A 24,520-nucleotide genomic window follows, 5' to 3' on the forward strand; every position below is an offset into this window, starting at 1 on the left:
GCTGCTTAAAACGTTCATCAGCAACCTAATATCTAACTACATTTTGAAAAATAGCTTCCTCCTCATATGGATTGTTGTAAGAATGAAATTCATCCGCTTTAAAGAATATTGCCGAAGGTGCCTTTAATACATATTTTTTATTCTTAATTATCATCTCAAGAGTTCCTTTAGTTACTACAACATATTCATCCGTTGAAGTTTTATGAGGAGATGATGTATGTTTTGCACCCGGCAGCATTTTTATATAAAAATATTCAAATCCGGTTAAGGGGTTGAACGGAAACACATTGTACAATATCATTTTTCCTTCTGATTCATAAACAGGATCAACATTATCAATTAATAAAGCACTGTCTTCGTTATAATTATCATTTAATAATTCTGAAAATGGAATTTTCAGACCTGTTGCTATCTTCCAAAGGGTTGAAACAGTAGGAGTCGATTCGGCCCTTTCAATCTGACCAAGCATTGCCTTGCTCACGCCGGTCAAATTAGAAGCTGCCTCTAACGTCAATCCCTTTTCAGTCCTTGTTTTCTTTAAAGTACTTCCGATATTTATTAATAAACTATTCATGATAACCCCTGTCATTAATATTAAATCATCCTGTCATATATATTATACCTTATCCCCTGCTTTTTCGCAACAACATATCTAATAAATTATACAAATGACCGCAAATGTGCGTTATAGTGTTTTGTGCATTTGGGGACATTCCTTTTAACTGCAGGGACTAACCCTATAGTAAAGGTCCCCACACCACTTTATCGACATAGAATGCATTCCACAGCATATTATTTATATGTGAATATAATTTTCGAGGTGTAGCATGAAAAGAGATGGTATAATTATTGGTACATTAATATTGACTGTTGCTACAACAATTGTAAGAATAGTAGGTATGGGTTTTCGAATCTATCTTGCAAATATCCTTGGCGCTGAAGGCATTGGTTTGTACCAGCTGATACTTACCATATACATGCTGATGGTTACTTTAGCAACATCCGGCATAAGAGTAGCCGTTTCAAGATTAGTATCTGAAGAACTTACTTTAAAGCATTATGCAAATGCTAAAAAAGTTCTCAGACAATCAATAGGTCTTTCTTTGTTTACAGGCCTTTTATCTGCGTTTTTACTTTATTATTTTGCTGATTATATAGCCGTCAATATATTAAAAGACAGCAGGACAGCTATGCCGATGCTTTACTTAGTTCCAAGCTTGCCTTTAATAGCGGTTTCAAACTGTTATAAGGGATATTTTTATGCAGTCGGAAAAATAACTAAGCCGGCTATAGTTCAAGTAACCGAGCAGTTAGTACGGATCTTTGTTATTTTCTCAATTATGAATGCATACTTGCCAAAGGGTATCGAATATGGATGTGTTGCAATTGCTATAGGTATGACAGCAGAGGAACTGTTTTCATTGTTTTTAACCTGGTTCTTTTATATATTTGAAAAAAAACCATTTTCAATTAAAACAAATCAAAAATCTGATGTAATGATGTTTAAAATTCTTGGTATTGCATTGCCTCTATCAGCAACATCATACTTAAATGCAATTCTTCGAACTGTTGAAAATGCAATGATTCCTGCTCGTTTATTGGTATACGGACTTTCGGCGGAAACAGCCATGAGCTTGTACGGTATGATTAAAGGAATGGTTTTGCCTATATTGTTTTTCCCGTCATCATTTCTTACCTCACTTTCTTCCATACTCATACCTTCCGTAGCAGGGGACAATGCTTTAGCCAATGAAAGAAAGGTATCAAACACTTTATCAAAGGTTTTGCATTTTACGTCTATTTCAGGCATTTTGGTTGTAGCTGTGTTTGTTGCATTTCCCAACGAGGTTGCCATTGCCGTATACAACGATTCACAGGTTGGATTAATGATTAGAATAATATCCTACGTCTGCCCCTTTATGTACTTAAACATGGTTATTTCCTCTATGCTGCATGCTTTAGGCGAGCAAATGAGTTCTTTCAAGGTTAATATCATTGAGTCCATACTAAAAATTTCAATAATTTATTTCTTCGTCCCGGTTTATGGTTTTAATGCATATTTGTTTGCACTGTTTTTAACTACTATACTTAATACAATTTTATACTTAATAAGATTGCTGCAAGTATCATGCATCGTTTTTGAGGTCGGGAATTGGATATTCAAGCCGATTATCGCAGCCGCAGCTGCAGGATTTTTATCTAAAGCGATATATAATATGTTTATGTTAAATTCTTCAAACAACATAATTTCATTAGTTTCTTCCATAATAATATTGTGTCTTTTGTATTTGATGGGTTTGATTTTTACCAAAAGTATTCATTTATCTTCAATTAATGAAATACAAAAATATATGCACAGATAATGTATATACTAATTCGCATTAAATTAGTTCCCTTGAAGCAAATTAGTATATATTGCTTTCCTATATATCGCGGGCAAATATTTGTCCGCATTTTAAAATAAAAACAGTAAAAATGTTGATATATTACAACAAATTGGCACAATGTCCTAAGGATATTTCTCCTATAATTTCAAAAAATATTTTGTATAACATAGATAGGAGAGATAATATGCAATATGACTTAATAAATATGACAGTATTCTTTTTTATATATGGTTTTTTAGGATTTTTGTTGGAAACCATCTTTAGAAGCATAATCAATAAAAAGTTATATATAAGCAGAGGTTTCCTGACAAATTACTTCTTGCCGTTGTATGGCTTATGCGGGATAATAATAATAATGATTTTTACACTGAGCGAAATCACCATGGACCGGCTTTCAGGTTTGATATTTGCAACCATTGCAAGCATATTTGCCGTAACATTTTTAGAATATGCTGCAGGCAGGATTTTAGATCAGGTTTTTCATTGCAAATTATGGGATTATAAGGATTCACCCTATAATCTTCATTCATATATATGCTTGGATTTTTCACTTGGCTGGGGAATTGTAGCATTAATTCTTGCCAATGTAATACATCCTCTGATTGAAATAGTAGTGTACGCAATACCCGACACACTAAAAATAGTTTTTGCCTTCTTAACTTTTTCTGTATTGTTTGTAAATGCATCCTACAATATGAGAAAGATGTACCATTTGTCATTCAGAGCGTAACTAAACGCTCCGGATGACACTAATTACCGCCGGTACTATTTGTTTTTTCCTTGAAACACATTTATCCACATACATTCCCTGAAATGCATTTTCTTCTTCGAATATTCCCTTAACCAATCTTTCTTTATTTGAAGTATAGAAAATATATGAGCCCTCATTGACAATATCTGTAACTGCCATAATTATCAGAAAATAATCCTTATCATATGTTATATTGTCTATTAGCCTGATATAATCATCCTTGCTGTTCATTATTTGATTAATATCCAATGTGAAAACCTGAGATATTCCTACGTTTTTATAAACCAGATTAAACTTCTTGAAATCCTGGAACAGAATTTCCTCTATCGTTTTGCCTTCAAGAGAAGTTCCTGCCTTGAACATTTCCATTGCATACTTATATAAATCTAAATCGACTATTTTTGATAGCTCTTCAACCGCTGATCTGTCCTTTTCGGTTGTTGTCGGAGACTTAAACAGCAATGTATCTGAAATAATTCCTGACAGCATAAGTCCTGCAGCTTCTTTAGTAATTTCGATGTTATTTTCCTTATACATATAGTAAATTATTGTGTTAGAGCTTCCTACAGGCATATTCCTGAAAATAATCGGAATAGAAGTTCTTATATCGCCGATTTTATGATGATCTATTACTTCAAGTATTTCCGCCTCCTCTAACCCTTCTGCGCTTTGATTCATTTCATTGTGGTCAACAAGTATGACCTTTTTCCTCTTAGGATTAATTAAATGATTTCTGCTGAGCATTCCCAAATACTTATTGTCCTTTGATATTATCGGAAATTTGGAATGCTTTGATTGCTCAATATCCTCCTTGCAATCATTTAAATAATCATCTTCAACAAACATCATAATATCCTTATCCTTCATAATGTCCTTAACATATTTAGATAAGGAAATATTCTTTGCCGTATAATAAGTGTGGTATGATGTTCCGATAATATTTACTTTATTTTCAAATGCTGAGTTTAACAGCTCAGACGGAACTTCCATATCTCCCGTTACAATAATCAGCTTAACGCCTGTTTCAATTGCATACTTAATAACATCGTATCGATCACCTACGATTACTATGGAATTTTTATTGATAAAAGACATTTTTCTTAAGGTTTCTTCTTCAAATGAAGCAACGATTATTTCTCCGTCAATAATGTCATCAAATCTCAACAAGCTTTTTCCCAACAATGTTTCTATGATATTGTCATAAGAAGTGCATATATGCTGCTGATCTGTATTAATTAAACTCATTGCAATATCCTTCATTGTTATGATGCCTGTCAATAATCCGTCATCATTTACAATGGGAAGTGTTCTCAGCTTGTTTTCATTCATATGAAAATATGCAAAATGAACGGATCTGTCCTTACTAAAGGGCTTTACCCTGTCATAATCCAAATCCTTCAGCTGTATTTTTACATTATCTAATATTTTTGGAGTATCAACTTTAAAATAGTTGAGCACAAACTCTGTTTCTTTATTTATACTGCCAAGTATATACGGCACCGATAGTTCATTAAGTTGATTTTTCAGCCATGACAATACAATTGCCGAGCAAACACTGTCGGTATCGGGTGTTTTATGACCGAATATTAAATTATGTTTCATATAATTCCTCTCATTTAATTTTTGTATCGTAGATCATCGCCATAAAATTTAAGCGGTACAAAATTATTAAAAATCCTTGATGTAATTCTGTCCGAATAAGTATCCCTCAGCTGCTCTAAGGATAAATTGGTTGAAATAATAATTCTTTTATTATTAATCAACCTTTCGTTAATTATATTAAACAGCTCTGCATTTGTAAATGAGTTACTCACTTCGGTACCAAGATCATCGATTATAAGTAGCTCGCATTCAAAAATCATATTGTAATTAATTAAATTTTCTTCACTTTCATTTTGTTTGTTGAACTTATGATTCTCTACTATTTCAAACAAAGAGAAAGCTGTTTGGTAAAGAACCGAAATTTCCCGGTTTATAAGTGCATTAGCTATACAGTTGCACATAAATGTTTTTCCCAAACCGGTGCTTCCGTACAGCAGAAGATTCATATTAGAATCATGGAAGTTAGAACAAAAATCTTCGCTTATTTCTAATATGTAATACATATTTTGTCTCGGAGTAAGCTTTTCATTTTTATAAATTTCGTTGCTGAAAACATTAATATCAAAAGTATCAAAGTTTTCCTTGCCGAGCATATACTCCATGTTAGACATAGTATATAAGCTGCTGATAATCTGCTTGTTTAGACAGCTGCATTTTTTACCGTCAGAATAATAACCCGTGTCATTGCATTTTTTACATTCATATTCAATGTCCAGATAATCTTCAGATATGTCATGCTTTGCGTAAATTTCAGCCTTATATTTTTTTAAATCGTCTATTTCTTCTTTTAATTGTAATACCCTTTCATTTAAATCATCCGGCTTGGATAAAAATAATTTAGATAATTTAATACTCAAAAACTTAATCTCATCATCTGCATCTTTTAACTGCGGGATTTTTTCATAAAGCTTTTCTTTTTTAACATCTGCGTTATAACCGGCTTTGAGACGTTTTTTATTATATTCGGTCATTATATTTTCAAGGATTTGTTTATTCATTACCTTCAGCCTCCTCTGGCATGCTTAATCCCAACTTACTCAGCTTCTTTTCAAATCTTTTTCTTGCGATTTTTTCTAAGTCGTCACCGGTGTAGTCATCACTTTGAATAAAATTATGAAATTTATTTTTTGTTTTAGCTGTTTCTTTTGTTATCTTTGTTTTGGATTCGGGTTTTTTGTCATTTTTTAAATCCTCTATAGTTTTAAAGCCGTTTTTATACCATTCACTCAATATTTTATCAAAATAATTTAAATTCGGATTATTGATTTTAGTTGAATTATCCAGGCATTTTAATATCATTTCCATTGAAAACGACCACTCGTCAACCCATCTGTCAATTAATTTCATTTCAGCTTCAGTCAACGTTCTGTTGAATCCGAGGGATTTGCTTATGCGGGAATAAATTGAGAACCTGTCATTTCTCTTTTCCAAATATTCGACCATAGTGTCAATATCATTTACACCTGCATCATACCATGCAGTAACAACAGATTCTATGTAGCTGAATCCTTTTTTCTTTTTATTATTGATGGAGTAGCTGAATGCCTGAGCCATTATTTCCGGCTTCATCTTATAGTCGTTAAGCCACTTTATTATTTTCTTTTTTTCAGTAATCTTTAACGGTCTGCCAAACATATCCTCTATTTCTTCCATCATTTTTTTATTCTCGGAACCTTTTGCTGAAGAAATGAGCTCATCATTTATATTAGCCTTATCATTATCGCTGATTTTTACAAATTTATATACTTTGTCTATATAAAGCTGCTTAAGATTGACAAATTCAATGCAGTAATTATATTCATCATCTGTTTGATGCTTAATTACAATTTTTTCCTTCTCCCAATAATCCCATGCTTCCAGAACATCAGACAAAGGAATATCTAAATTTTTAGAAATTGTTTCATTGTTAAAACTATATTGCTTGTCCTTGGCATACTTGTATCCCATGATGTACACCTTTACGTATGTTCCAGCCGCATCAGGCATATAATCGTCTATAAATATATTTTCTATAGGGGTATCCCCCAAATCTATTTGCATTTCCTGAAGAATAAAATACATAAAAAGCTCCTTTTTGGTAACAATATTTTACAGGAAATTGTAATATAATTGTAACAATATTGTTATGAATTTGTGAAAACATTTTACTATTTAAACAATTGACAACATATCATATTTAATATTATAATGTTGTCAGATGATTTAATTAAAAGAACAGTAATTACTATTTTAATTATATCATTTTTTGTTTAAAAGCAAAACAACTTTTTATAGTGATATAATTAACAACGATAAACAAACAGGAAGTAAACTATGAAAAAAATAAATTTACCCCCTATAAAGAAACCAATTATAAAAAAAGAAACCATTGAAATCTTCAAACAACTCCCTGAAAAAAAATATAGACAAGTCTTTGATAAAATAAAAGAGATCTCCTTTTCGGAATACAAGCTCATAATTAAAACGAAAATCGGGCAATTTTTTGATAAAGTTAAAAAAATTCCACTTCTAAAATTTGTTCATACGGACCAAGCAAAGACAGAGCAGGTTTTCAGGAAGATAAGAAAAATCCAATTTCCAAAATTTAATTTTATAAAGCACCCGAAAGTTGAGCAATTCTTTGATAAGATTCAAAAAACTCAATTTTCAAAGCCGCTTTCTAAGCAAATAAAAGGAGCTGTATGTTTATTAACGGCAACAGCCTTGATTTTAAGCGGTACATACGCCATGAATTATCTTAACACTCACGAAAATAATGTATTTTCAACAGATAGCTTTACTATCTTAAAAAATGATAAAGAGCTTTGTAAGGTCAGAGATAAGGATTTATTAGAAAAAACGCTCGTTAAATTAGAAAAGAATTTAGAAAAAATCCATAATCATGAATTAGCGATAGAAAGCAAATTTGAAATAGTGGAATCCACGGCAAAGGATAAGGAAATAATTGCTGAGGAAGATCTCTATAATATTTTAAAAGATAATATAAATTATTCAATATTAGCATATTCAATAAATGTTGACGGGCAACAAATCGGTGTAGTTAATTCGGAATATGAAGCAATCAGCATAATAGAAGAAGTAAAGGATTACTTTACACAGTATTACGACGAAGAAACAATAATTGAAGTAAACACTGCTGAAAATGTAGAAATAAAGCAAATAAAAGCATCAAACAATGAAATCAAAGACAAAGAAGCCTTAGTCAACTACATAATTAAAGGAACAGAAGAAGAGAAAAAATACATAGTAGAAAAAGGTGACAATTACTGGAATATCGCAGAATATTTCAATATGTCATTAGATGACCTGATACAGGCAAATCCTACATCGGACCCTGAAAGAATTCAAATCGGAGATGAGTTGAATTTAGTCGTACCTAAACCATTCATCAATGTACAAGTTACAAGAAAATTGGAACAGGAAGAAAAAACCCCTTACGAAACCGAATACAAATATGTATCCTACATGTTCAATGACGAAGAAATTGTTGAGAAAAAAGGTAAGTATGGACTGTCAAAAATAGAATCAATTGTTACAGAACAAAACGGTATTCAAATAGCAAAAGAAATATTATCCGAAGAAGTTATAGAATTACCGACAACAGAAGTTGTCACTACAGGTACTCAAGATCCACCGCCAAAAAAAGGAACAGGTTATTTTATTAATCCTCTTCCGGGCTCAGTTATATCGTCAAGATTCGGTTCGAGATCAGGTGGCTTCCATTTAGGTCAGGACATGGCAAAAGCATCAGGTTCTTCTATAAAAGCAGCTGATGGCGGTACCGTAACATATGCCGGTTGGAACGGAAGCTATGGTTATATGGTAGATATAGACCACGGCGGCGGTTTTACAACAAGATATGCACACTGCAGCGAAATTTACGTATCAGTGGGTGAAAAAGTATATCAAGGCAAAGTAATAGCAGCTGTTGGCTCCACAGGAGTTTCATCAGGACCTCATTTACATTTTGAGGTAAGAAAATACGGGTCCGTAGTAAACCCTGCAGCATATATAGGTATTCAATATAGATAATTTTAACACTGTCAATCGCCGCTTTACATAAGCGGCTTTTTATATTCCCGCATCACTTAATTAATATTTTTATACCTCTGTTTGATATTTTAAAACATATCTTTTCATCAAACTATCAAAATTTTACAAATACTTATATAAATTTACTCTTGCTTTTTTTGCTGATTAATAATATTATTAAAAAGTATTATTGTTTTTTTAAAAACTTAATGCAAATCCAAAATCATAGGATGGTACGATGATATATTTTGATTACAGATTTATGGAAGTTGCAAGACCAATCATAGAGCATGAACAATATCAACAAATGAGATACATCAAACACCATGATGAAAGTGTTTTTGATCACTCTGTAAAAGTCGCATTCCATGCGTACCAAATGGCTTATAAACGCAATTTAGACTGGGAGTCAACAATCAGAGGGGCTTTGCTTCACGACTTCTTTCTATATAAATTTAAGAAGTGCTTAAGCCTAAGGTTAATAACGGATTCTATAAAGCATGCAATATCTCATCCGATTATAGCTTTTGATAATGCAATCAAATATTTTGATTTAAACGATAAAGAAGAAAATATTATAAAAGGTCACATGTTTCCTTTTGGCGCCCCAAAATCAAAGGAAGCATGGATTGTAAGCTTTGTGGACAAATACATTGCCGTATTTGAATACGCTTCAAACTTTAAAAAAATGACTCAGAGAAGAAAACAGGCCGCATATAATTATAGCGTTGAATAAAGATGTGAAAAACATCTTTTTTTATTGTTCTTTGTAATGTACAAGCGAAATTATTTTTTTTGATTGTTTATTTGTTTCATATTTGGGTAACATTTAAGTATATTAATAATAAATAACTTGAAAGGGGCTGACTGCATGAAAATATCTATCTATGCGAAGAACATGCAACTTACAGATGCGTTAAGGGAGGCTGCAATTAAAAAAATCAAGAGGCTGGATAAATTTTTCCAGCAGGATATTGAAGCTAAAATTGTATTAAGCATCGAAAAGAAACTACATAAAGTTGAGGTGACTATTCCTTTCAATGGCAGAATAGTACGTGTGGAGGAATCCTCAGATGACATGTACAATGCCGTAGACGAAGCAGTGGAATCATTAGAGAGACAAATCAGAAAATATAAGACAAAGCTGCAAAACAAGAAGCATTCTAACGAATCAATAAAATTTGAAAATATAGAACCGCTTGATATAGAAGACGACCAGGAGTTCAAGGTAGTAAAAACCAAAAGGTTTGCAATAAAGCCAATGGGTATTGAAGAAGCAATACTGCAAATGGATCTTTTAAAACATAATTTCTTCGTATTCTTAAACGGAGATTCAGAAGAAGTAAATGTTGTTTACAAAAGAAAAGACGGTAATTACGGTTTAATAGAGCCGGAGCTATAACATAAAGTAATATAATTTTTCCTCTTAATTAAATAAGTGAAATCAGCAAAAATGCGCAATTAGTAATTGCGCATTTTTACTTTAAGTAATTAACTTTTACGTTCATATTCCCCCGAATATTCCCATACCTCATAGTGCATGTATCATTAGTTTATCGTTCACTCATGCACTTATTATGTTTCATTTGCTGCAAATGAATTTCCGGAATGCTTATATTATATACTACCTATTGAAGCACATTTGTCGAAACATGTAGTTTTTATTAAATTTTTATTAATATTTATACTGCCTGTTATAAATTTAGTGTTGTCCACAACGGTGGATAAGCTGTTAAATTGTTACTTCTATTTTACGTTAATTTTACATTGAAATTTCAATTGCAAATTTTTTGCTTTTATATTAAAAAAATACTTGACATAAACGGTTATTAAAATCATCAAATTATAAAGTTGTTAACAATTCTATCCACAGATGTGGATAACTTGCATAAATTATGAACAAAGATTCTGTTTTTAAAGTTTTATTAAATAAATTTAAAAATCTTTTATTTAAATTTAAAGAGTTGAGCATTTTCTATCAAAGTACCGGCAAATCAAAAATATATATTTAATCATGACTGTATAATTATGTTAAGATAAAAAAAATGTAGAAATATGTAATTACTTATGCTATACTTTTTCTATACATAAAATTAATCAACGGAGTTCAGCATGTTATATATAACAAGAAAACATCTTAGACCAGGCATGATATTAGCAAAAGATATTACATTATATAACTTAAGTAATTTTAATACCTTGCTCCTGACTAAAGGACAAATTCTTAATAATACATATATAAAAAGAATTGTATATCACAATATTGAAGGTGCATACATAGAAAGCGAAGCTTTCGCAGATATAGACGTAGAACCGTATATTGATGATAAATTAACTTCGGATTCATTAATACAAATAAATGACATTTATTTTGAATTCAAAATGAGTTCAGGTAAAATAACTACAAGTTACATAAGGAAGCTTTCATCTATTGTTGACAGCTTAATAACCGAGCTGCTGAACAAGGATGATTTATCATATAACGTTATTGATTTTAAAAACTACGATACCTATACCTTTCAACATTGTTTGAATGTAGCAACACTAAGCATATCAACAGGCATTTCACTCAAGTTGCCAGAAAGGCAGCTTCATGATTTAGGTATGGCAGGTTTATTACACGATATAGGCAAAATGACTATTCCCGCCGAAATATTAAATAAGCCCGGAAAACTTACAGATGAAGAATATGAAATAATAAAAACTCATCCGGTAAGTGCTGCGGAATTATTGAAAAATTATGTTTCTAACGATATTATCAGAGCAATAGAAGGTCACCACGAGAAATTAGACGGAACCGGATACCCATATGGAAAAAAAGCGGACAATATACATTATTACAGCAAAATATTAGCAGTATGCGATGTATACGATGCTTTAACCTCAGACAGGGCATACAGAAAAACAGTTTTTCCAAGCGAAGTAATCGAATATATAATGGGCTGTGGAGATACCCACTTCGACCATGAAATATTATCGCATTTCATTAAAATTATTGTAGCTTACCCTGTCGGAACATTCGTTAAATTAAGCAACGATAAGTTAGCGGTCGTTGTCAAGAATTATACGGAAAATATAATGAGACCGCTTATCAGGATTGTTAATTCAGACGGTACGGTTGGTGATGACATTGATCTCCTTTTTGACAATGATTATATGAACATAACCATCGTAGATATGGGATATGACTATGAAAATTTCGGTTTATCCGGAGTACTAAAATCAATATATGAAGTGAGTGTAAGCAATTAGCTTGTGCTTTGAATAACAAAACAGGCGGTCAATTGACTGCCTGTAAATTTGCACCTACAGTATAAACGACTGACACCAAATTAAAAATTGGGGTCATCTGCTTATCTCTTATTTTAAAACTGCAAATTCGTACCCTTCAAATTTTAAATGCTCTATAATTTCAGGTAATATTTCCGCCGAAACCTCTTTAGTGTCTGAATCGTGCATCAAAACTATTATCCTGTCCTTGTTAATTATTGTGGCCCTAAATCTTTCCATAAGCTTTTCCGGCTGCGGATTAATATATTCCGAATCTCCGGTAAGTGCATTCCAATCAACACTTACATAACCTAAGTCATGCAAATCATTCATATACTGTCTTTTATAAGCTTCAAACCCACCGCCCGGAAACCTGAATAATCTTGTGGTAAAATCCTCTCCAAGACTTTTTTTCATGGCAGCTTCAGTCATTTTTATTTCATTAATAAAGCTATCCTTACTTTTAAGCAATTGATCTAATTCATGGGTGTATGAATGAACACCGATAGAATGCCCTCTGTCTTTTATTTCTTTTAACATATATCCGTTTTTTTCACACATGTTGCCTAAAACAAAGAAGGTTGCATAAATATTGTATCTTTCTAAAGTTTCTAAGACGAGTGGAGTTACATTATGAGAAGGACCGTCATCAAAGGTCAAAAAAGCTATTTTTCCCTCATAGCTTTTAACATCTTCCACATTGATACTTAATATTTCTTTTTTATCTTCAACTTTTAAATCATCAGCTATCAAGATTTCAGCAGCAACATTATCCCTTAGCTTTTTTAATTCATTGCTAAAAGAAATTGATTGGTCATTGCTATTTACATTGCTCAAATATACAGGTTTTTGAAGTATAATTTCAGAAACGTCGCTTGCTATGGCAATATCTTTGATAAATAATGAGCCAACTAAAGATAACATCATAACAAACATAGTTAAAACAATTTTTCCGCGTCTTGTAAGCTTATAACTATGCACTGTATCACCTTCATAATATTATTTTTCAGGGTCAATAAACTGTAATATATTATTTATCTTTTCTATCTCATATTTAACGGTGAAATCCTGCTCGGTATGTAATTTCTTCATGTTATCTATAGCAGTTTTATAATTATTAATTTTTTCGGTAAGCTTCTTTATTTCCTTTTCAAAGTCAGAAACAACTTCATTTGATTCCTTGGTAAATGCCTCCGAGAAATCATTAAGACATCTTAATTTGTCATTTCCATCCCTCAATAAACTCTCAACCTTTACATTGGATGAAGAAATGATATTCAGTATTGATTGTCTTTTTACGTCCATTGGTAAATAATCAGGCAAAGCCTTCTGGAAGCTTTCAACTATTGATAAGGAATTTATTCCTTCTGTTAAAATATCAAAATTCCTATAAATTTCATCAATTTTAAGCAGCCTCTTCCTCTTAACAACATCTATCGGATCGCTGTCATCACTGACAGTAACGACAGTTTCAACTTCCGTTTCAGCTTCTTTAACATCATTTTGTACTTTATTTTTTATTACTTCTGTAAATTGTGGTTTTTCAATTTCTGTCTTGGCAATTTGCTCTTCTGCTATCTCTTCGTTTGCATTATTTACTTGATTTTCATTTTCGACTTTTTCAATAAGCCCTAACTTTTCTAATATATTTCTTCTCTCCATTACAGCAACCACTCCCCTGTTTAATAAAAATTACATTATATCAATTTATAATAACATCATATTACAAAAAAGTCAATAAATACGATTTCTTGTCGAAAATTTTATCCATTCTATATGGAAAAACATCATAACATATGCTAAAATTATTAATAAACCTTATCAGGAGTTGCCTATGTTATTTATAACATCAGAAAATCTAAAGCCCGGCATGGTATTAGCTATGGATTTAACTTTATATAATAAATATAATTTTAAGACACTCCTTCTAAAAGGAGGTCAATCCCTTAGTAATTCAATAATAAATAAAATCAGGTCTAATAATATTTCGGGTGTATACATTAAAAATGAAGAGTTAAACAAAAATTTATTTAATAATAATATTGATGATGAATTCGAAGGAGAACTTTTAATCAGAATAAAAGATATATTTTATAAATATAAACTGAATAACACGGTAGAAAAAAAATTAATCTGGGATATAAGTGATTTGGCAGATAATCTGATTAAAGAAAGCATAGTTAACAAAACATTATATTACAATACCCTTAATTTTAACAGCTACGATGACTATTATTTTCAGCATTGTCTAAATGCATGCATTTTAAGCATATCCTTGGGTGATTCTCTGAATTTAAAAGGTCGTATGCTGCAGGAATTAGCCATGGCCGCCCTGCTGCATGATATCGGCATGTTAACTTTTCCTGAAGAAATAATTTGCAAAGAGGATAATCTAAGCAAAAAAGAAATTCAGGCTATAAGACAACATCCCATCAAGGCGGTAAAAGAATTTAAATCCCTCGTTTCAAATGATATTTTAAGAGGAATATTAAACCATCACGAGCATGTTGACGGTACAGGATATCCTTATGCTTTAACGGGAAATAAAATACATCTATTCGGAAAAATCATTGCTGTTTGTGATTCGTACCAGGCATTAACCACCGACTTTTATTACAGAAAAGCTATAAGCAAGGCGCAAGCATACAATTATATAGCAGAAAGTATTAACACAAAATTTGACCCTGAAATAGCAGAGGTATTTCTAAAAAACATTATAATATATCCTGTCGGAGAATATGTAAAGCTAAATAACAGTAAAACTGCCTTGGTATATGAAAATAATACGGAAAAACCATTACGACCCGTAGTCAAAATAATTAACCAAGACGGTACATTGGGTGATGAATTAAATTTATTATACGAAGAAAATCAGGATACAGGCATTACAGGTACAGGGCATTCTTACGAATACATCGTAAGCTCCTGCCTCTGCGGCGAAAAAACAAGATATGACGGCAAAGTATTTATCAATGAAAAGATAAAAAAATTAGTTGATGATAACAAAGCAATAATGGTCTGCCCGGAAATTTTAGGAGGTATGTCAGTACCGCGCCTTCCATGCGAAATACAAAACGGCAGAGTTGTTAATATTTCTTCTGATAACAAAACCAATCATTTTGTTGACGGGGCAATAGAAACACTAAAAACAGCCAGCAAATACGGCATTAAAAAAGCCATATTAAAAGAAAAAAGCCCTTCCTGCGGAAGCAGCTGCATTTACGACGGTTCATTTACCAAAAAGCTCATCCCCGGCGAAGGTATAACTACAAGGTTGTTAAGATTGAATAACATAGAAGTAATAAGCGATGAGCAATATATAGAATGATATAATAAATTCCGAGGGCAAATCAGTCCTCGGAATTTATTTTTATGTAGATTAATTACCTAAAGCGTTATTAACTGCCGCTTTTATAGCGTCACTTGTAACAGTAGCGCCTGCTATGCCATCAACATTTGTAGAATCAGCTTCAACTATCAAATCAGGTAATTTATCGATTGCTTCAGAGCCGATACCCGGAGTTTCACCTTCGCCTACTGCTTCAACAGCTGTTATATCGTTACCATTAACAGTCACTGTAACTTTAACTTCTCCGCCAAATCCTTCAGCAGTACCTGTTACTGTTTTAGCTTCGCCGCCTGCTGTTGGTTCATCCTTAGCACATCCGGCAAAACTAAACAGCATTAACGCTAAAACTAATAATAAAGATAATTTTTTCATTTCTACCTCCTTATACATATTTGTACTATAAAATTATACCACAATTTCTCAGAAAAGGAAGTATTGTTATTTAATTAACGAATTAATGACCTTTTTGTTTTTCTTAAACTAACCGAATTATCAAGAATAAAATGAACTCCTATGTATAGTAGTTTTCCTTGACATATTTCAGAATTTAAACTCATTTGCAAATAATGAACGGTTAAGCTTAAAATCGCTTAACCGCCCTTATTTACTATCTTTTTTTATTACCTTTATTCAATGTTAAGATTTTCTAACCCCAACTATTGACAAAGAGCCAGAACATCATAAAAGTAATAAAAAAGAGAGCCATCTCTCTTAGAATTAATTCTAATTGAAACAGCTCATTCTTTTAATTGATTTTTAAAGGTTTTATTATTATCTGATGATTATGAATTTAATAACATTACCTTCAGCATAGAAATCAAATTCTGTAACATCTTTTTTAATAGCATTTAAGTTTCTTACATATACGTCATCTTCTTCATCAATTTCTATTACAGTAGCACCTTGATCAAAGTAGAATTTATCTCCTTCAATCTCCAATTCTCCAGCTCTTACATCAACCTTTGTTGCTATTGCTGATGTTGTAACTGCTGTTGCTAAAACTGCATCACTTATTACTACTCCATCGTCATCTAACTCAAGAATGTAGACTTCATCTGCTGTGTTAGGAACCATTCCTTCGTCATCTGTATAAAGATTTTCGTCTTTAGAACCATTGATGTATGCTGTTAATCTTTGTATTTTATCTCCGCTAGAATCTGTATCTCTACCAATTTTTGTTACATATGCATAGTATAAAGTTCCGTCTTCAGCTTGAATATCTGTAAGAAGTGCAACTATTTTACCATTTTGGTAAACTGCAGTACCTACAACTGTTGAACCAAGATCATCTTCATCTATTACTCTACCTTCTCTGTCAAATATAACAACGTTTGAAGCTAATTCGAACGCTGAACTGTTAGTTCTCACGTTTATAGCTCTTCCAGCTTCAGCAAACTTAGTGATTTCAGCATCTTTATTCAAATTATAAGATACTAATATACCAAAGTACTCGTTCTCAGTGCTATCGAACTCTATTAAATCAAAATCATCATCCCATGTTATTACACCAGTTTCACCTACGGATATTGATTCAACATCAAACAATTCAGCAAGGTCATCATTTTTAATAGCTCCAGTGCTATCTAACTCTATATCAAATTCGTAAGTTATTCTTTCATCACTTGATGTTGAAAGTCTTATAGTAGGAGCTTTTGTTACCTGATATCCTCTTGCTGTACGTCTAAATTCACCTTCAATAACATCATCATATACTACAGCATATGTTTTAGTGCCGCCGTCTTCACCTTCGAAAGCTATAATTTTTCCGTTTTCATCCAAGAAGAATGTACCTTCATCGTCAATATCAAGTTCCCCTATATTCAAACCATTGTTAAGTTTGTATTTTACTCTGTCTATAAAGTAATCACTGCCAGATATACCAGTTACTTTACCTTCTACAGTGTCTCTTGTAACTACAAGTGTTAATTTGTCAGTAGCTTCAACTGTTGGGTCTTCATCAAAAGGTGCGTAAGCTGCAACTATATCATCTTCTTCGATATCAGCTAAATCTGTAACAGCACCCTTAACGATTAAGTTTGCAGAGTCAACTTTACTGCTCTTAACAGGTAAGAAGATTTCGTCTATTTTAGTTGCATCAGCTTTGTATTCACCTTCAATTTGAACATAAGCACTTGCTTTTTCAACTACAATACCTTTAATTTCAGCTCCGGTTCTCACTCTTGTTTCGTCATCTTCAAGAACAACAGTAATTTTAGCGTCTTCTAAATTATTATCGTTGAAATCACCAAATGATTCTTCTACATTGTTATAAGATACTTGAGCGCTGTATACGTCAAAAGTATAATCTCCAACTTCTAAAGTATCAGGATTAGTTCCTGTCCCGCGAACAAGTTCTTCAAAATCATCTGTATAAGTTAAACTGATAACCTCTCCTACATAAACAATTTCTTCGTCATTGTTTTTGTTGAAGTATGCTTCAACTGTCTGGAATAAATATTGTGTTAAATCCACTTTATCCCCAGCATATTTCTTATCTTCAGGAGTTATATGTTCGAACCCAATTTCAGTTTCTTTAAGGTTAGCAACTCTTGTTATAAGATTTACAGGAATGTCTGTACGAGTTCCTACAGTTCTGTACTCTTTTACTATATCTCCGTCAGCATTAACTTTAACAAGTTGCTGATCTAAAGCGTTATACATTGCCTGTGCAACTCCGCCTCTGTCAGCGTTAGCTGAGCTCATATCAACATTTTTAGTAATATTTAATTCAGCTGCTTTTACTTTGAAGTTTGTCGGCCAAGTCATATTTTTTAATTCGTTTGAATTATCAGTATAACCTAATCCTCTAACCAACATAGTTAAAACTTGGTCATAAGTTACTATTCCGTCAGGATTAAATTTGCCATCTCCTGTACCAATAACTATTCCTCTTCCAGCTGCTAAAGCTATCCATTGGTCTGCCCAGTGTCCTTGAGTATCAGAGAAATTGCTTTTTGACCCTGCGATTAAATCTCCGTATCCAAGTAATTCAACCATCAATTTAGCCATTTCAGCTCTTGTTACAGTTTTTTCAGGTCTGTAAGTACCATCTTCATAGCCAGTAATTACGCCTAAAGCAAATAATGTATCGACTGCTTCTGCATAATCAGTATCAGCTACGTCTTCGAATTTTGCTGCGAAAGCAAAACTCATGCTTGATAATACCATTGCGATTACCAAGACAAGTGATAACACTTTTTTCATTCTTTATTTCCTCCTATGAGATTGTTTTTTTGCGGGTGTTTAGGTCCCCAATACCTTCATTGTGTCAGCACAACGACTATAAGATTATAACACCGGAATATTATGTAGTCAATATTGATAGTTTGTTTGTAATCTTCTTGTAATATTCGCGGCATCAGTGCTAACATGTTATGTATATAATATAACACATGTTTTTGATGTTAATATTACAGTAATGTTACAGGTATTAAGGGGTTGTGGGGATTATTCAGATGTTAAAGTATTATATAAAAGAAGGCAGCCTGAGATTGTAAGAATTATACCTATAATTATTATAACTGTGTTAAGAGCTGCTTTGGAATTGATTATGCAATAAAAAGCAAACAGGATACCCGTACCGTTGATGATTAAGCTTACCATATCTGAGTAATTTCCGGATTTGATTATATTGATATATGGAGGCAATACAAAGCAAAGAATTATAATGCCTATTAAAAGCATAGTGAATTCAGGTTTTATAAGTCCTAAAACAGAAGCTGAAAAAGCTATAATGTAATTTAATCTTTCTTTATTAGATATATAGCTATAAGTCATTTTAATATTGAGCACTAAAAATCCTAAGAATATAAGTATGGCAATACGAATTGCTATTGAACCGATGAATTTAGCTGCCAATATAAAAATTATTCCGGTCAGTGTAAGTAATAAGCTGATTATTAATAAGGTTTTTGAATTGTATTTTAAACTATGAATCGGCATGTGCTTTACCTCCTTTTGATAATTATAGCACTTATGTTTTTGGGTGGCAATGAAAGAATAACATTGTATATTTTAAAATATTTATATTATAATAAATTTCATAAATTACTTTATTACGAATGATGAGGGTGGTTATGGATAAGCTTATAGTTGATACTTCGGATACATATTATTTGGAAAATATATATAAGAATATAGATGAGTTATGCGATAGATATAATATAATATTGAATAAAGAGGTTATCGGTAAGTCGGTTGAGGGAAGGGATATTATTGGGTTGCGATTACATAATAAAAAAGATGAAATCCTTAGTTTCGCTCGGGATGACAAACCGGCTGTTTTGTTGGTGGGGGGAATTCATGCAAGAGAAGATTTTTCGGTTATGCTTTGTATGAAGATGCTTGAATATTATTGTTATTATTATGATGGAAGCAAAAATTTTGACGGGTTTAACGTTAAGAGTATAATTGATAAAATTGATATGTATTTTGTACCTGCAGTAAATCCTGACGGACTTAATATAGTTCATAAAGGTATCGAAGCTTCAAAAAATTATGAAAAGCTTAAATGTATGAAAATTTGGGGTGATGATTATTCTTATTGGAAGGCAAATGCTAACGGTGTGGATTTAAATAAAAATTTTGATGACGGCAATTGGGAAATCAGGATATGTGTTCCCGGAACCGATGTTCCCTGCTCCGATAGGTTTAAAGGATTTGAGCCGAACAGTGAGCCGGAAACAGCTGCTTTGATTAATTTGTGCAATGAAAATAATTTTTCATTGATGGTGACATATCATTGTTCAGGAAACTGTACTTTTTGGGCCGACAGCGGCACACATGATATGTTTAACGATTTGGATGAAAGAATAATGGATGAATTAGCTGAAAAATATATTTACAGAAAAACAAAAATTAGTACTGACCCGAAAATTTACGGATGCGGATTTGAAAATTGGTTCAGAGTTAAAATGAAAAGACCTGCATTTTGTATAGAATTGTCGCCTTATCAGGAGGGTGGAAAGCAGCATCCAGACAGTATGTTTGATGAATTGGTGTGGCAGCATGCTAAGACAACAGGACTGTTTTTTGCACAGAAAGCAATTGAAGTAAATGATGAAATTTATGCTGATGTTGAAAAATATGCTGCGATGACGAAGTAAGAAGGGAGGTCCTTCACTGCGTTCAGGATGACATAAATACTCCTTGAAAATATTATGACTTAAGATTATAGTATTAGAGGAAAGGGACACACCTCTTTTTAATATGGATAGTCTTTGAGGGATAGGAGGAATGTCCCCAATTTGATGAAATTTACTGACTTTGGAGGAAAAAATGGAGTGTGAAATACTTTGTGTAGGTACTGAGCTTTTGCATGGTGATATAGTCAATACAAATGCTCAATATATATCTAAGAAATTAGCTGAAATAGCTATTGATGTTCATTATCAGACCGTTGTGGGAGATAATCCGAAAAGAATAAAGAACTGCTTTGGTATTGCTTTCCAAAGAGCTGACATTGTTATATGCACGGGAGGTCTCGGACCTACCCAGGATGATATAACAAAGGATGTGTTGGCTGAATATTTCGGTGTCAAAATGGTTTATGACGAAGGAAGCTATCAGCATGTAAAAAATATATACTCTCGTTTCAGAAGGGATTTTCCTAAAAATAATATGAGACAGACATATTTCCCAGAGGGTTCGATAGTTCTCAATAACCCTAACGGAACTGCAAATGCATGTATTATGAAGGGTGAAATTGACGGAAAATCTAAAATTGGAGTATTGCTGCCGGGACCTCCGAAGGAAATGGAACCTTTGATGGATAATGAGGTTATTCCTTATTTAAAACAATTTTCTAATGATGTGGTTTACGGAGAAAAATTAATTGTTATGAATATAGGTGAATCAGCAGCGGAAGAAATGATTTTGGACATAATAGAAAAACAAACAAATCCTACTATTGCTCCTTATGCAAGTGCAGGCAAGGTAATTTTCAGAATTACCGCTAAAGCTGAAAGTAAAGAAAAATGCATCGAAATGATTAAACCGGTAAAGGAAGAATTAATAAAAAGGTTCGGAAAAGATAATGCTTACGTTACTGAAACCGGAAGGGTAGAGGACAGAACCGCAAAGCTGCTGATGGAAAAAAATATAACCATTGCCGTTGCGGAATCATGTTCGGGTGGTTTGATTTCATCAGGATTAATAAGCTATCCGGGTATTTCAAAGGTATTTAAAGAGGGCTTTGTTGCATATAGCAATGAAGCAAAAATACATACTTTAAATGTTAAAAAAGAAACCTTAGAGAAATACGGTGCTGTCAGTGAAGAAACCGCCAAGGAAATGGCTTATGGTGCTGCAAAAATAGCTGATACAGATATAGGAGTGGCAACCACAGGTATAGCCGGTCCTGACGGAGGAACCGAAAAAAAACCGGTTGGATTAGTCTATGTTTGTGTTTATTATAAGGGTGATTACAAGTCGAAAAGGTTACAATCAACAGGTGCCCGCGATACCATAAGAGAAAGGGCTGCTACATCGGCATTGGATTTGGTGAGAAGTTGTATTGAAAAGGACGGATTTTAAAATCCGTCCCTAAATTTATTTTATTACGCTTCTGCTGTTTTTAAAATTTTATTGAGTTCATTTATCTTTTGATTTGCTAAATAGAAAATACTGTCCTTTGGATATTCGCCGAATTTATCCGGCTCACCTGCATGGATTCCTGTCAATAATTCTAACCCTTCTTCTATTTTTTTAACTGAATAAATGTGGAATCTACCTTCATTTACGGCATCTATTACTTCATCCTTAAGCATAAGGTTGGTAACATTGCTTTCGGGAATTATAACTCCTTGATCTCCTGTCAACCCATTTAATGAGCAAATATCAAAAAATCCCTCTATTTTTTCATTTACTCCTCCTATGGGCTGAATTTCTCCCATCTGGTTAACTGAGCCGGTAACTGCCATGCTTTGTTTTATAGGAACTTCTGCTAAGCTTGATAATATAGCATACAGCTCCGCACTTGATGCGCTGTCTCCTTCTACTCCACCGTACAGCTGTTCAAAGGTTACCTGAGCAGTCAATCCCAATTGTTTTTCCTGTGCAAACTTTCCTCCAAGGTAACCGTTCAGAGTAAGCACCCCTTTGGAATGAATGTTGCCGCTCATTTCTGTTTCCCGTTCGATGTTGATTATACCTTCTCTGCCTGAATACGTTCTGGCAGTTATCCTTGAAGGCAAACCGAAGGAATATCCTGATGCACTCATTACCGACAGTCCGTTTACCTGACCTACCACTGCTCCTTCAATATCTATGAACACCTTTTTCTGAACTATTTGCTGCTGCATTTTTTCTTCAATCATATTTGAACGGTATTTTTTGTTTTTTATAGCTCCTGCCACATGTTGGGCATCTACAAATTCTGAATTATCACTATCTGCAAGTGCTGATGCCTCATATAATATTTCACTTACAACGTTGAATTTTGTAGAGAGCTTATTCTGATCATCAGCTAATCTTGATCCGAATTCTATAACCTTGGACATTGCTGCGCAGTTTAAATGCTTTAAATTTTCCTGTTGGCACATGGAACCTATAAAGGAAACATAATGCTGTATATTTTCGTTCGTTCTATCCATTTCAACATCAAAATCCACATTAACCTTAAACAGCTTTTTAAAGTCCTCATCTGCTGAAAGAAATCGGTAATATAAAAAGCTTCCCACCAATATTACCTTTACATTCAAAGGTATGGGCTCGGGTTTCAATGTCACCGTAGGTACAAACCGGCTTTGTTCTCCTATATTTTCAACTAATGCCTGTCTGTATTTAAGCGTCTTTTTCAAAAAATCCCATGCGTATGGGTCCATCAGCAAATCTTTTGCCTGCAATATTAAATAACCGCCGTTTGCCCTTTGCAAAGCGCCTGATTTAATCATCGTAAAATCAGTCATGGTAGTCATCATATGACTTTTATATTCGATTTTTCCGAACAGGTTATAATAATACGGGTTACTTTCTACAACGACGGGCGCTCCCTTTGCATTTTCGTTATTGACGAACAAATTTACTTTATATCGGGTAAACGGATTTTTACTGTCCTTTGATTCCAACAGCTTTGAATCAAATAAATTTTCCTCCTCATCCGAATTCTCTCCATCATCCTGAGGTTCTGTCGCAAATTCTTCATTTATTACAGATCTTGCATTTCTGAATATTGAATGGTTTTCTGCTACATCCTTCAGAACCTTATCTAAATAGTTTAATATCTCCGAAATATCAGCGTATTTTTCTTTTAATTGATTAATAAGCGGTTCTGCTGCATTTCGAGCTGTTTGCTCTTCTAAATCCATATATTGTTCTTCTGCTATTTTTTGAGATATCTGCACGTCACGTATTTTTTCATCTATTTCTTTTGCTATTTTACCTCTCTTATTGTCTATTGCTTCTCTTTCATCTACCGAAAGCTGTTGATATTCTTCGGAAGTTATTAATCTTTCTCCCTTAAGGGGTATTAGCAGCACTCTTTGTCCTGATTGTTGTATACCAAAACCGGAATCAAGAGCAAGCTTTTCTATATTTCTAAGGATAACATTCATTTTCTCATTGGTTTTTTGAATTAAAGTATCTTTTTGCTGTAAGAAAGTGCTTCCTTCAAACTGCTTAGGTATATATATAGTTAAATTAGAAATTAATTTATCCATATCCTTTTGAAATTCTTTTCCCTTGCCGGGAGGCAGGGATATGGCAAGAGGTTTATCCCATTCACTGAAATTATTGATATAGCACCAATCATTTGGTATCGGTCCTTTTTCTGCTGCCTTTGACACAACTGATTGTGTATATGTGCTTTTTCCTGTTCCTTGAGGGCCTAATACAAAAATATTATAGCCGGGAGCATTCATGGATAGACCAAACTCCATTGACTTAACTGCTCTGTCCTGACCTATAACCCCTTGCAATATTTCCACATCCTTGGATGTCTGGCAAAAATGCAATTCCTCTTCTATATTGCATACTTTCTTAAGTTTTTCCGTAGAGATTTTGTATTTGTTGGGATTAGACATAATGAACCTCCTATAAAATTAAAATCATATAAATAGGATATACCCTCAAAAATATTTTGCTAAACTATAAATTTATGGAATAAAAGAGATGATATTCCCAGTCTCAAGA

Annotated in this window: 19 protein-coding genes; 9 read left to right on the forward strand and 10 right to left on the reverse strand. The window is 32.9% G+C overall.

What is annotated here, in order from left to right:
* Window positions 1–25: 25 nt before the first annotated feature.
* Window positions 26–574 (reverse strand): XRE family transcriptional regulator, encoded by a 549-nt coding sequence (locus tag RT412_RS00395; RefSeq protein ID WP_313339178.1) that lies wholly within the window; start codon window positions 572–574, stop codon window positions 26–28.
* Between the two features lie 253 nt (window positions 575–827).
* On the opposite strand from RT412_RS00395, the gene RT412_RS00400 reads away from it, so the two are divergent.
* Together RT412_RS00400 and RT412_RS00405 are read left to right on the forward strand one after the other, a co-directional pair.
* Window positions 828–2,363: a polysaccharide biosynthesis protein gene (locus RT412_RS00400; protein WP_313339179.1), complete on the forward strand. Its 1,536-nt coding sequence runs from the start codon at window positions 828–830 to the stop codon at window positions 2,361–2,363.
* Window positions 2,364–2,571: 208 nt separating this feature from the next.
* The gene (locus RT412_RS00405) at window positions 2,572–3,117 is read left to right on the forward strand and encodes a putative ABC transporter permease (protein ID WP_313339181.1); all 546 of its coding nucleotides are present in this window, start codon (window positions 2,572–2,574) and stop codon (window positions 3,115–3,117) included.
* Here RT412_RS00405 and RT412_RS00410 read toward each other — a convergent pair whose 3' ends face one another.
* Genes RT412_RS00410 through RT412_RS00420 form a run of 3 tightly spaced genes read right to left on the reverse strand, consistent with a single transcriptional unit; the run spans window position 3,118 to window position 6,801 of the window.
* Window positions 3,118–4,740, reverse strand: a complete 1,623-nt coding sequence (locus tag RT412_RS00410) for a putative manganese-dependent inorganic diphosphatase (protein ID WP_313339183.1) — start codon at window positions 4,738–4,740, stop codon at window positions 3,118–3,120.
* Window positions 4,741–4,754: 14 nt separating this feature from the next.
* Entirely contained in the window at window positions 4,755–5,738 is a 984-nt protein-coding gene (locus tag RT412_RS00415) for an ATP-binding protein (protein WP_313339185.1), read from the reverse strand.
* Window positions 5,731–6,801, reverse strand: coding sequence for a DnaD domain protein (locus RT412_RS00420; protein WP_313339187.1), 1,071 nt, complete (start codon window positions 6,799–6,801; stop codon window positions 5,731–5,733). The genes RT412_RS00415 and RT412_RS00420 overlap by 8 nt, the downstream gene beginning before the upstream one ends.
* 252 nt (window positions 6,802–7,053) lie before the next feature.
* On the opposite strand from RT412_RS00420, the gene RT412_RS00425 reads away from it, so the two are divergent.
* The 4 genes from RT412_RS00425 (at window position 7,054) to RT412_RS00440 (ending at window position 12,024) form a co-directional block, all read left to right on the forward strand.
* Window positions 7,054–8,772: a peptidoglycan DD-metalloendopeptidase family protein gene (locus tag RT412_RS00425; RefSeq protein ID WP_313339189.1), complete on the forward strand. Its 1,719-nt coding sequence runs from the start codon at window positions 7,054–7,056 to the stop codon at window positions 8,770–8,772.
* A 238-nt stretch (window positions 8,773–9,010) separates the two neighbouring features.
* Window positions 9,011–9,508, forward strand: a complete 498-nt coding sequence (locus RT412_RS00430) for an HD domain-containing protein (RefSeq protein WP_313339191.1) — start codon at window positions 9,011–9,013, stop codon at window positions 9,506–9,508.
* Window positions 9,509–9,643: 135 nt separating this feature from the next.
* A complete protein-coding gene (gene hpf / locus RT412_RS00435) occupies window positions 9,644–10,174 on the forward strand; it encodes a ribosome hibernation-promoting factor, HPF/YfiA family (RefSeq protein WP_313339193.1) in 531 nt (176 codons plus the stop codon).
* Window positions 10,175–10,884: 710 nt separating this feature from the next.
* Complete coding sequence (locus RT412_RS00440; protein ID WP_313339195.1) at window positions 10,885–12,024, forward strand: HD-GYP domain-containing protein; 1,140 nt, start codon at window positions 10,885–10,887, stop codon at window positions 12,022–12,024.
* Window positions 12,025–12,132: 108 nt separating this feature from the next.
* Here the strand turns inward: RT412_RS00440 and RT412_RS00445 are convergent, their stop codons facing one another.
* Together RT412_RS00445 and RT412_RS00450 are read right to left on the reverse strand one after the other, a co-directional pair.
* Window positions 12,133–13,023 carry a polysaccharide deacetylase family protein gene (locus tag RT412_RS00445; protein WP_313339197.1) on the reverse strand — a complete coding sequence of 297 codons (891 nt, stop codon included), beginning with the start codon at window positions 13,021–13,023 and terminating at the stop codon, window positions 12,133–12,135.
* Between the two features lie 18 nt (window positions 13,024–13,041).
* Window positions 13,042–13,704: a hypothetical protein gene (locus RT412_RS00450; protein ID WP_313339199.1), complete on the reverse strand. Its 663-nt coding sequence runs from the start codon at window positions 13,702–13,704 to the stop codon at window positions 13,042–13,044.
* Between the two features lie 172 nt (window positions 13,705–13,876).
* Between RT412_RS00450 and RT412_RS00455 the strand changes: the two genes are divergently transcribed.
* Window positions 13,877–15,370 carry a 2-thiouracil desulfurase family protein gene (locus RT412_RS00455; RefSeq protein WP_313339200.1) on the forward strand — a complete coding sequence of 498 codons (1,494 nt, stop codon included), beginning with the start codon at window positions 13,877–13,879 and terminating at the stop codon, window positions 15,368–15,370.
* A gap of 51 nt (window positions 15,371–15,421) precedes the next feature.
* Here the strand turns inward: RT412_RS00455 and RT412_RS00460 are convergent, their stop codons facing one another.
* The 3 genes from RT412_RS00460 to RT412_RS00470 all read right to left on the reverse strand — a co-directional run bounded on the left by RT412_RS00460 (window position 15,422) and on the right by RT412_RS00470 (window position 19,333).
* On the reverse strand, window positions 15,422–15,763 hold the full coding sequence (locus RT412_RS00460) for an FMN-binding protein (protein ID WP_313339202.1): 342 nt from the start codon (window positions 15,761–15,763) through the stop codon (window positions 15,422–15,424).
* A gap of 399 nt (window positions 15,764–16,162) precedes the next feature.
* Window positions 16,163–18,595 (reverse strand): S-layer homology domain-containing protein, encoded by a 2,433-nt coding sequence (locus RT412_RS00465; protein ID WP_313339204.1) that lies wholly within the window; start codon window positions 18,593–18,595, stop codon window positions 16,163–16,165.
* Window positions 18,596–18,838: 243 nt separating this feature from the next.
* Window positions 18,839–19,333, reverse strand: coding sequence for a hypothetical protein (locus RT412_RS00470; protein WP_313339205.1), 495 nt, complete (start codon window positions 19,331–19,333; stop codon window positions 18,839–18,841).
* 134 nt (window positions 19,334–19,467) lie between these two features.
* Between RT412_RS00470 and RT412_RS00475 the strand changes: the two genes are divergently transcribed.
* Both RT412_RS00475 and RT412_RS00480 read left to right on the forward strand, forming a co-directional pair.
* A complete protein-coding gene (locus tag RT412_RS00475) occupies window positions 19,468–20,496 on the forward strand; it encodes a M14 family zinc carboxypeptidase (RefSeq protein ID WP_313339207.1) in 1,029 nt (342 codons plus the stop codon).
* A 172-nt stretch (window positions 20,497–20,668) separates the two neighbouring features.
* On the forward strand, window positions 20,669–21,925 hold the full coding sequence (locus RT412_RS00480; RefSeq protein ID WP_313339208.1) for a competence/damage-inducible protein A: 1,257 nt from the start codon (window positions 20,669–20,671) through the stop codon (window positions 21,923–21,925).
* Window positions 21,926–21,948: 23 nt separating this feature from the next.
* On the opposite strand, the gene RT412_RS00485 is transcribed toward RT412_RS00480, so the two are convergent.
* Complete coding sequence (locus tag RT412_RS00485) at window positions 21,949–24,411, reverse strand: ATP-binding protein (protein WP_313339210.1); 2,463 nt, start codon at window positions 24,409–24,411, stop codon at window positions 21,949–21,951.
* Between the last annotated feature and the right edge of the window lie 109 nt (window positions 24,412–24,520).

Origin of the sequence: Sedimentibacter sp., from assembly GCF_032080165.1 — a bacterium.
GTDB lineage: Bacteria > Bacillota > Clostridia > Tissierellales > Sedimentibacteraceae > Sedimentibacter.

What these genes read in the sequence shown, in the direction of transcription:
- RT412_RS00395 (WP_313339178.1), bottom strand. Translation starts at nt 574, where the DNA reads ATGAATAGTTTATTAATAAATATCGGAAGTACTTTAAAGAAAACAAGG.
- RT412_RS00400 (WP_313339179.1), top strand. Translation starts at nt 828, where the DNA reads ATGAAAAGAGATGGTATAATTATTGGTACATTAATATTGACTGTTGCT.
- RT412_RS00405 (WP_313339181.1), top strand. Translation starts at nt 2,572, where the DNA reads ATGCAATATGACTTAATAAATATGACAGTATTCTTTTTTATATATGGT.
- RT412_RS00410 (WP_313339183.1), bottom strand. Translation starts at nt 4,740, where the DNA reads ATGAAACATAATTTAATATTCGGTCATAAAACACCCGATACCGACAGT.
- RT412_RS00415 (WP_313339185.1), bottom strand. Translation starts at nt 5,738, where the DNA reads ATGAATAAACAAATCCTTGAAAATATAATGACCGAATATAATAAAAAA.
- RT412_RS00420 (WP_313339187.1), bottom strand. Translation starts at nt 6,801, where the DNA reads ATGTATTTTATTCTTCAGGAAATGCAAATAGATTTGGGGGATACCCCT.
- RT412_RS00425 (WP_313339189.1), top strand. Translation starts at nt 7,054, where the DNA reads ATGAAAAAAATAAATTTACCCCCTATAAAGAAACCAATTATAAAAAAA.
- RT412_RS00430 (WP_313339191.1), top strand. Translation starts at nt 9,011, where the DNA reads ATGATATATTTTGATTACAGATTTATGGAAGTTGCAAGACCAATCATA.
- hpf (WP_313339193.1), top strand. Translation starts at nt 9,644, where the DNA reads ATGAAAATATCTATCTATGCGAAGAACATGCAACTTACAGATGCGTTA.
- RT412_RS00440 (WP_313339195.1), top strand. Translation starts at nt 10,885, where the DNA reads ATGTTATATATAACAAGAAAACATCTTAGACCAGGCATGATATTAGCA.
- RT412_RS00450 (WP_313339199.1), bottom strand. Translation starts at nt 13,704, where the DNA reads ATGGAGAGAAGAAATATATTAGAAAAGTTAGGGCTTATTGAAAAAGTC.
- RT412_RS00455 (WP_313339200.1), top strand. Translation starts at nt 13,877, where the DNA reads ATGTTATTTATAACATCAGAAAATCTAAAGCCCGGCATGGTATTAGCT.
- RT412_RS00460 (WP_313339202.1), bottom strand. Translation starts at nt 15,763, where the DNA reads ATGAAAAAATTATCTTTATTATTAGTTTTAGCGTTAATGCTGTTTAGT.
- RT412_RS00465 (WP_313339204.1), bottom strand. Translation starts at nt 18,595, where the DNA reads ATGAAAAAAGTGTTATCACTTGTCTTGGTAATCGCAATGGTATTATCA.
- RT412_RS00470 (WP_313339205.1), bottom strand. Translation starts at nt 19,333, where the DNA reads ATGCCGATTCATAGTTTAAAATACAATTCAAAAACCTTATTAATAATC.
- RT412_RS00475 (WP_313339207.1), top strand. Translation starts at nt 19,468, where the DNA reads ATGGATAAGCTTATAGTTGATACTTCGGATACATATTATTTGGAAAAT.
- RT412_RS00480 (WP_313339208.1), top strand. Translation starts at nt 20,669, where the DNA reads ATGGAGTGTGAAATACTTTGTGTAGGTACTGAGCTTTTGCATGGTGAT.
- RT412_RS00485 (WP_313339210.1), bottom strand. Translation starts at nt 24,411, where the DNA reads ATGTCTAATCCCAACAAATACAAAATCTCTACGGAAAAACTTAAGAAA.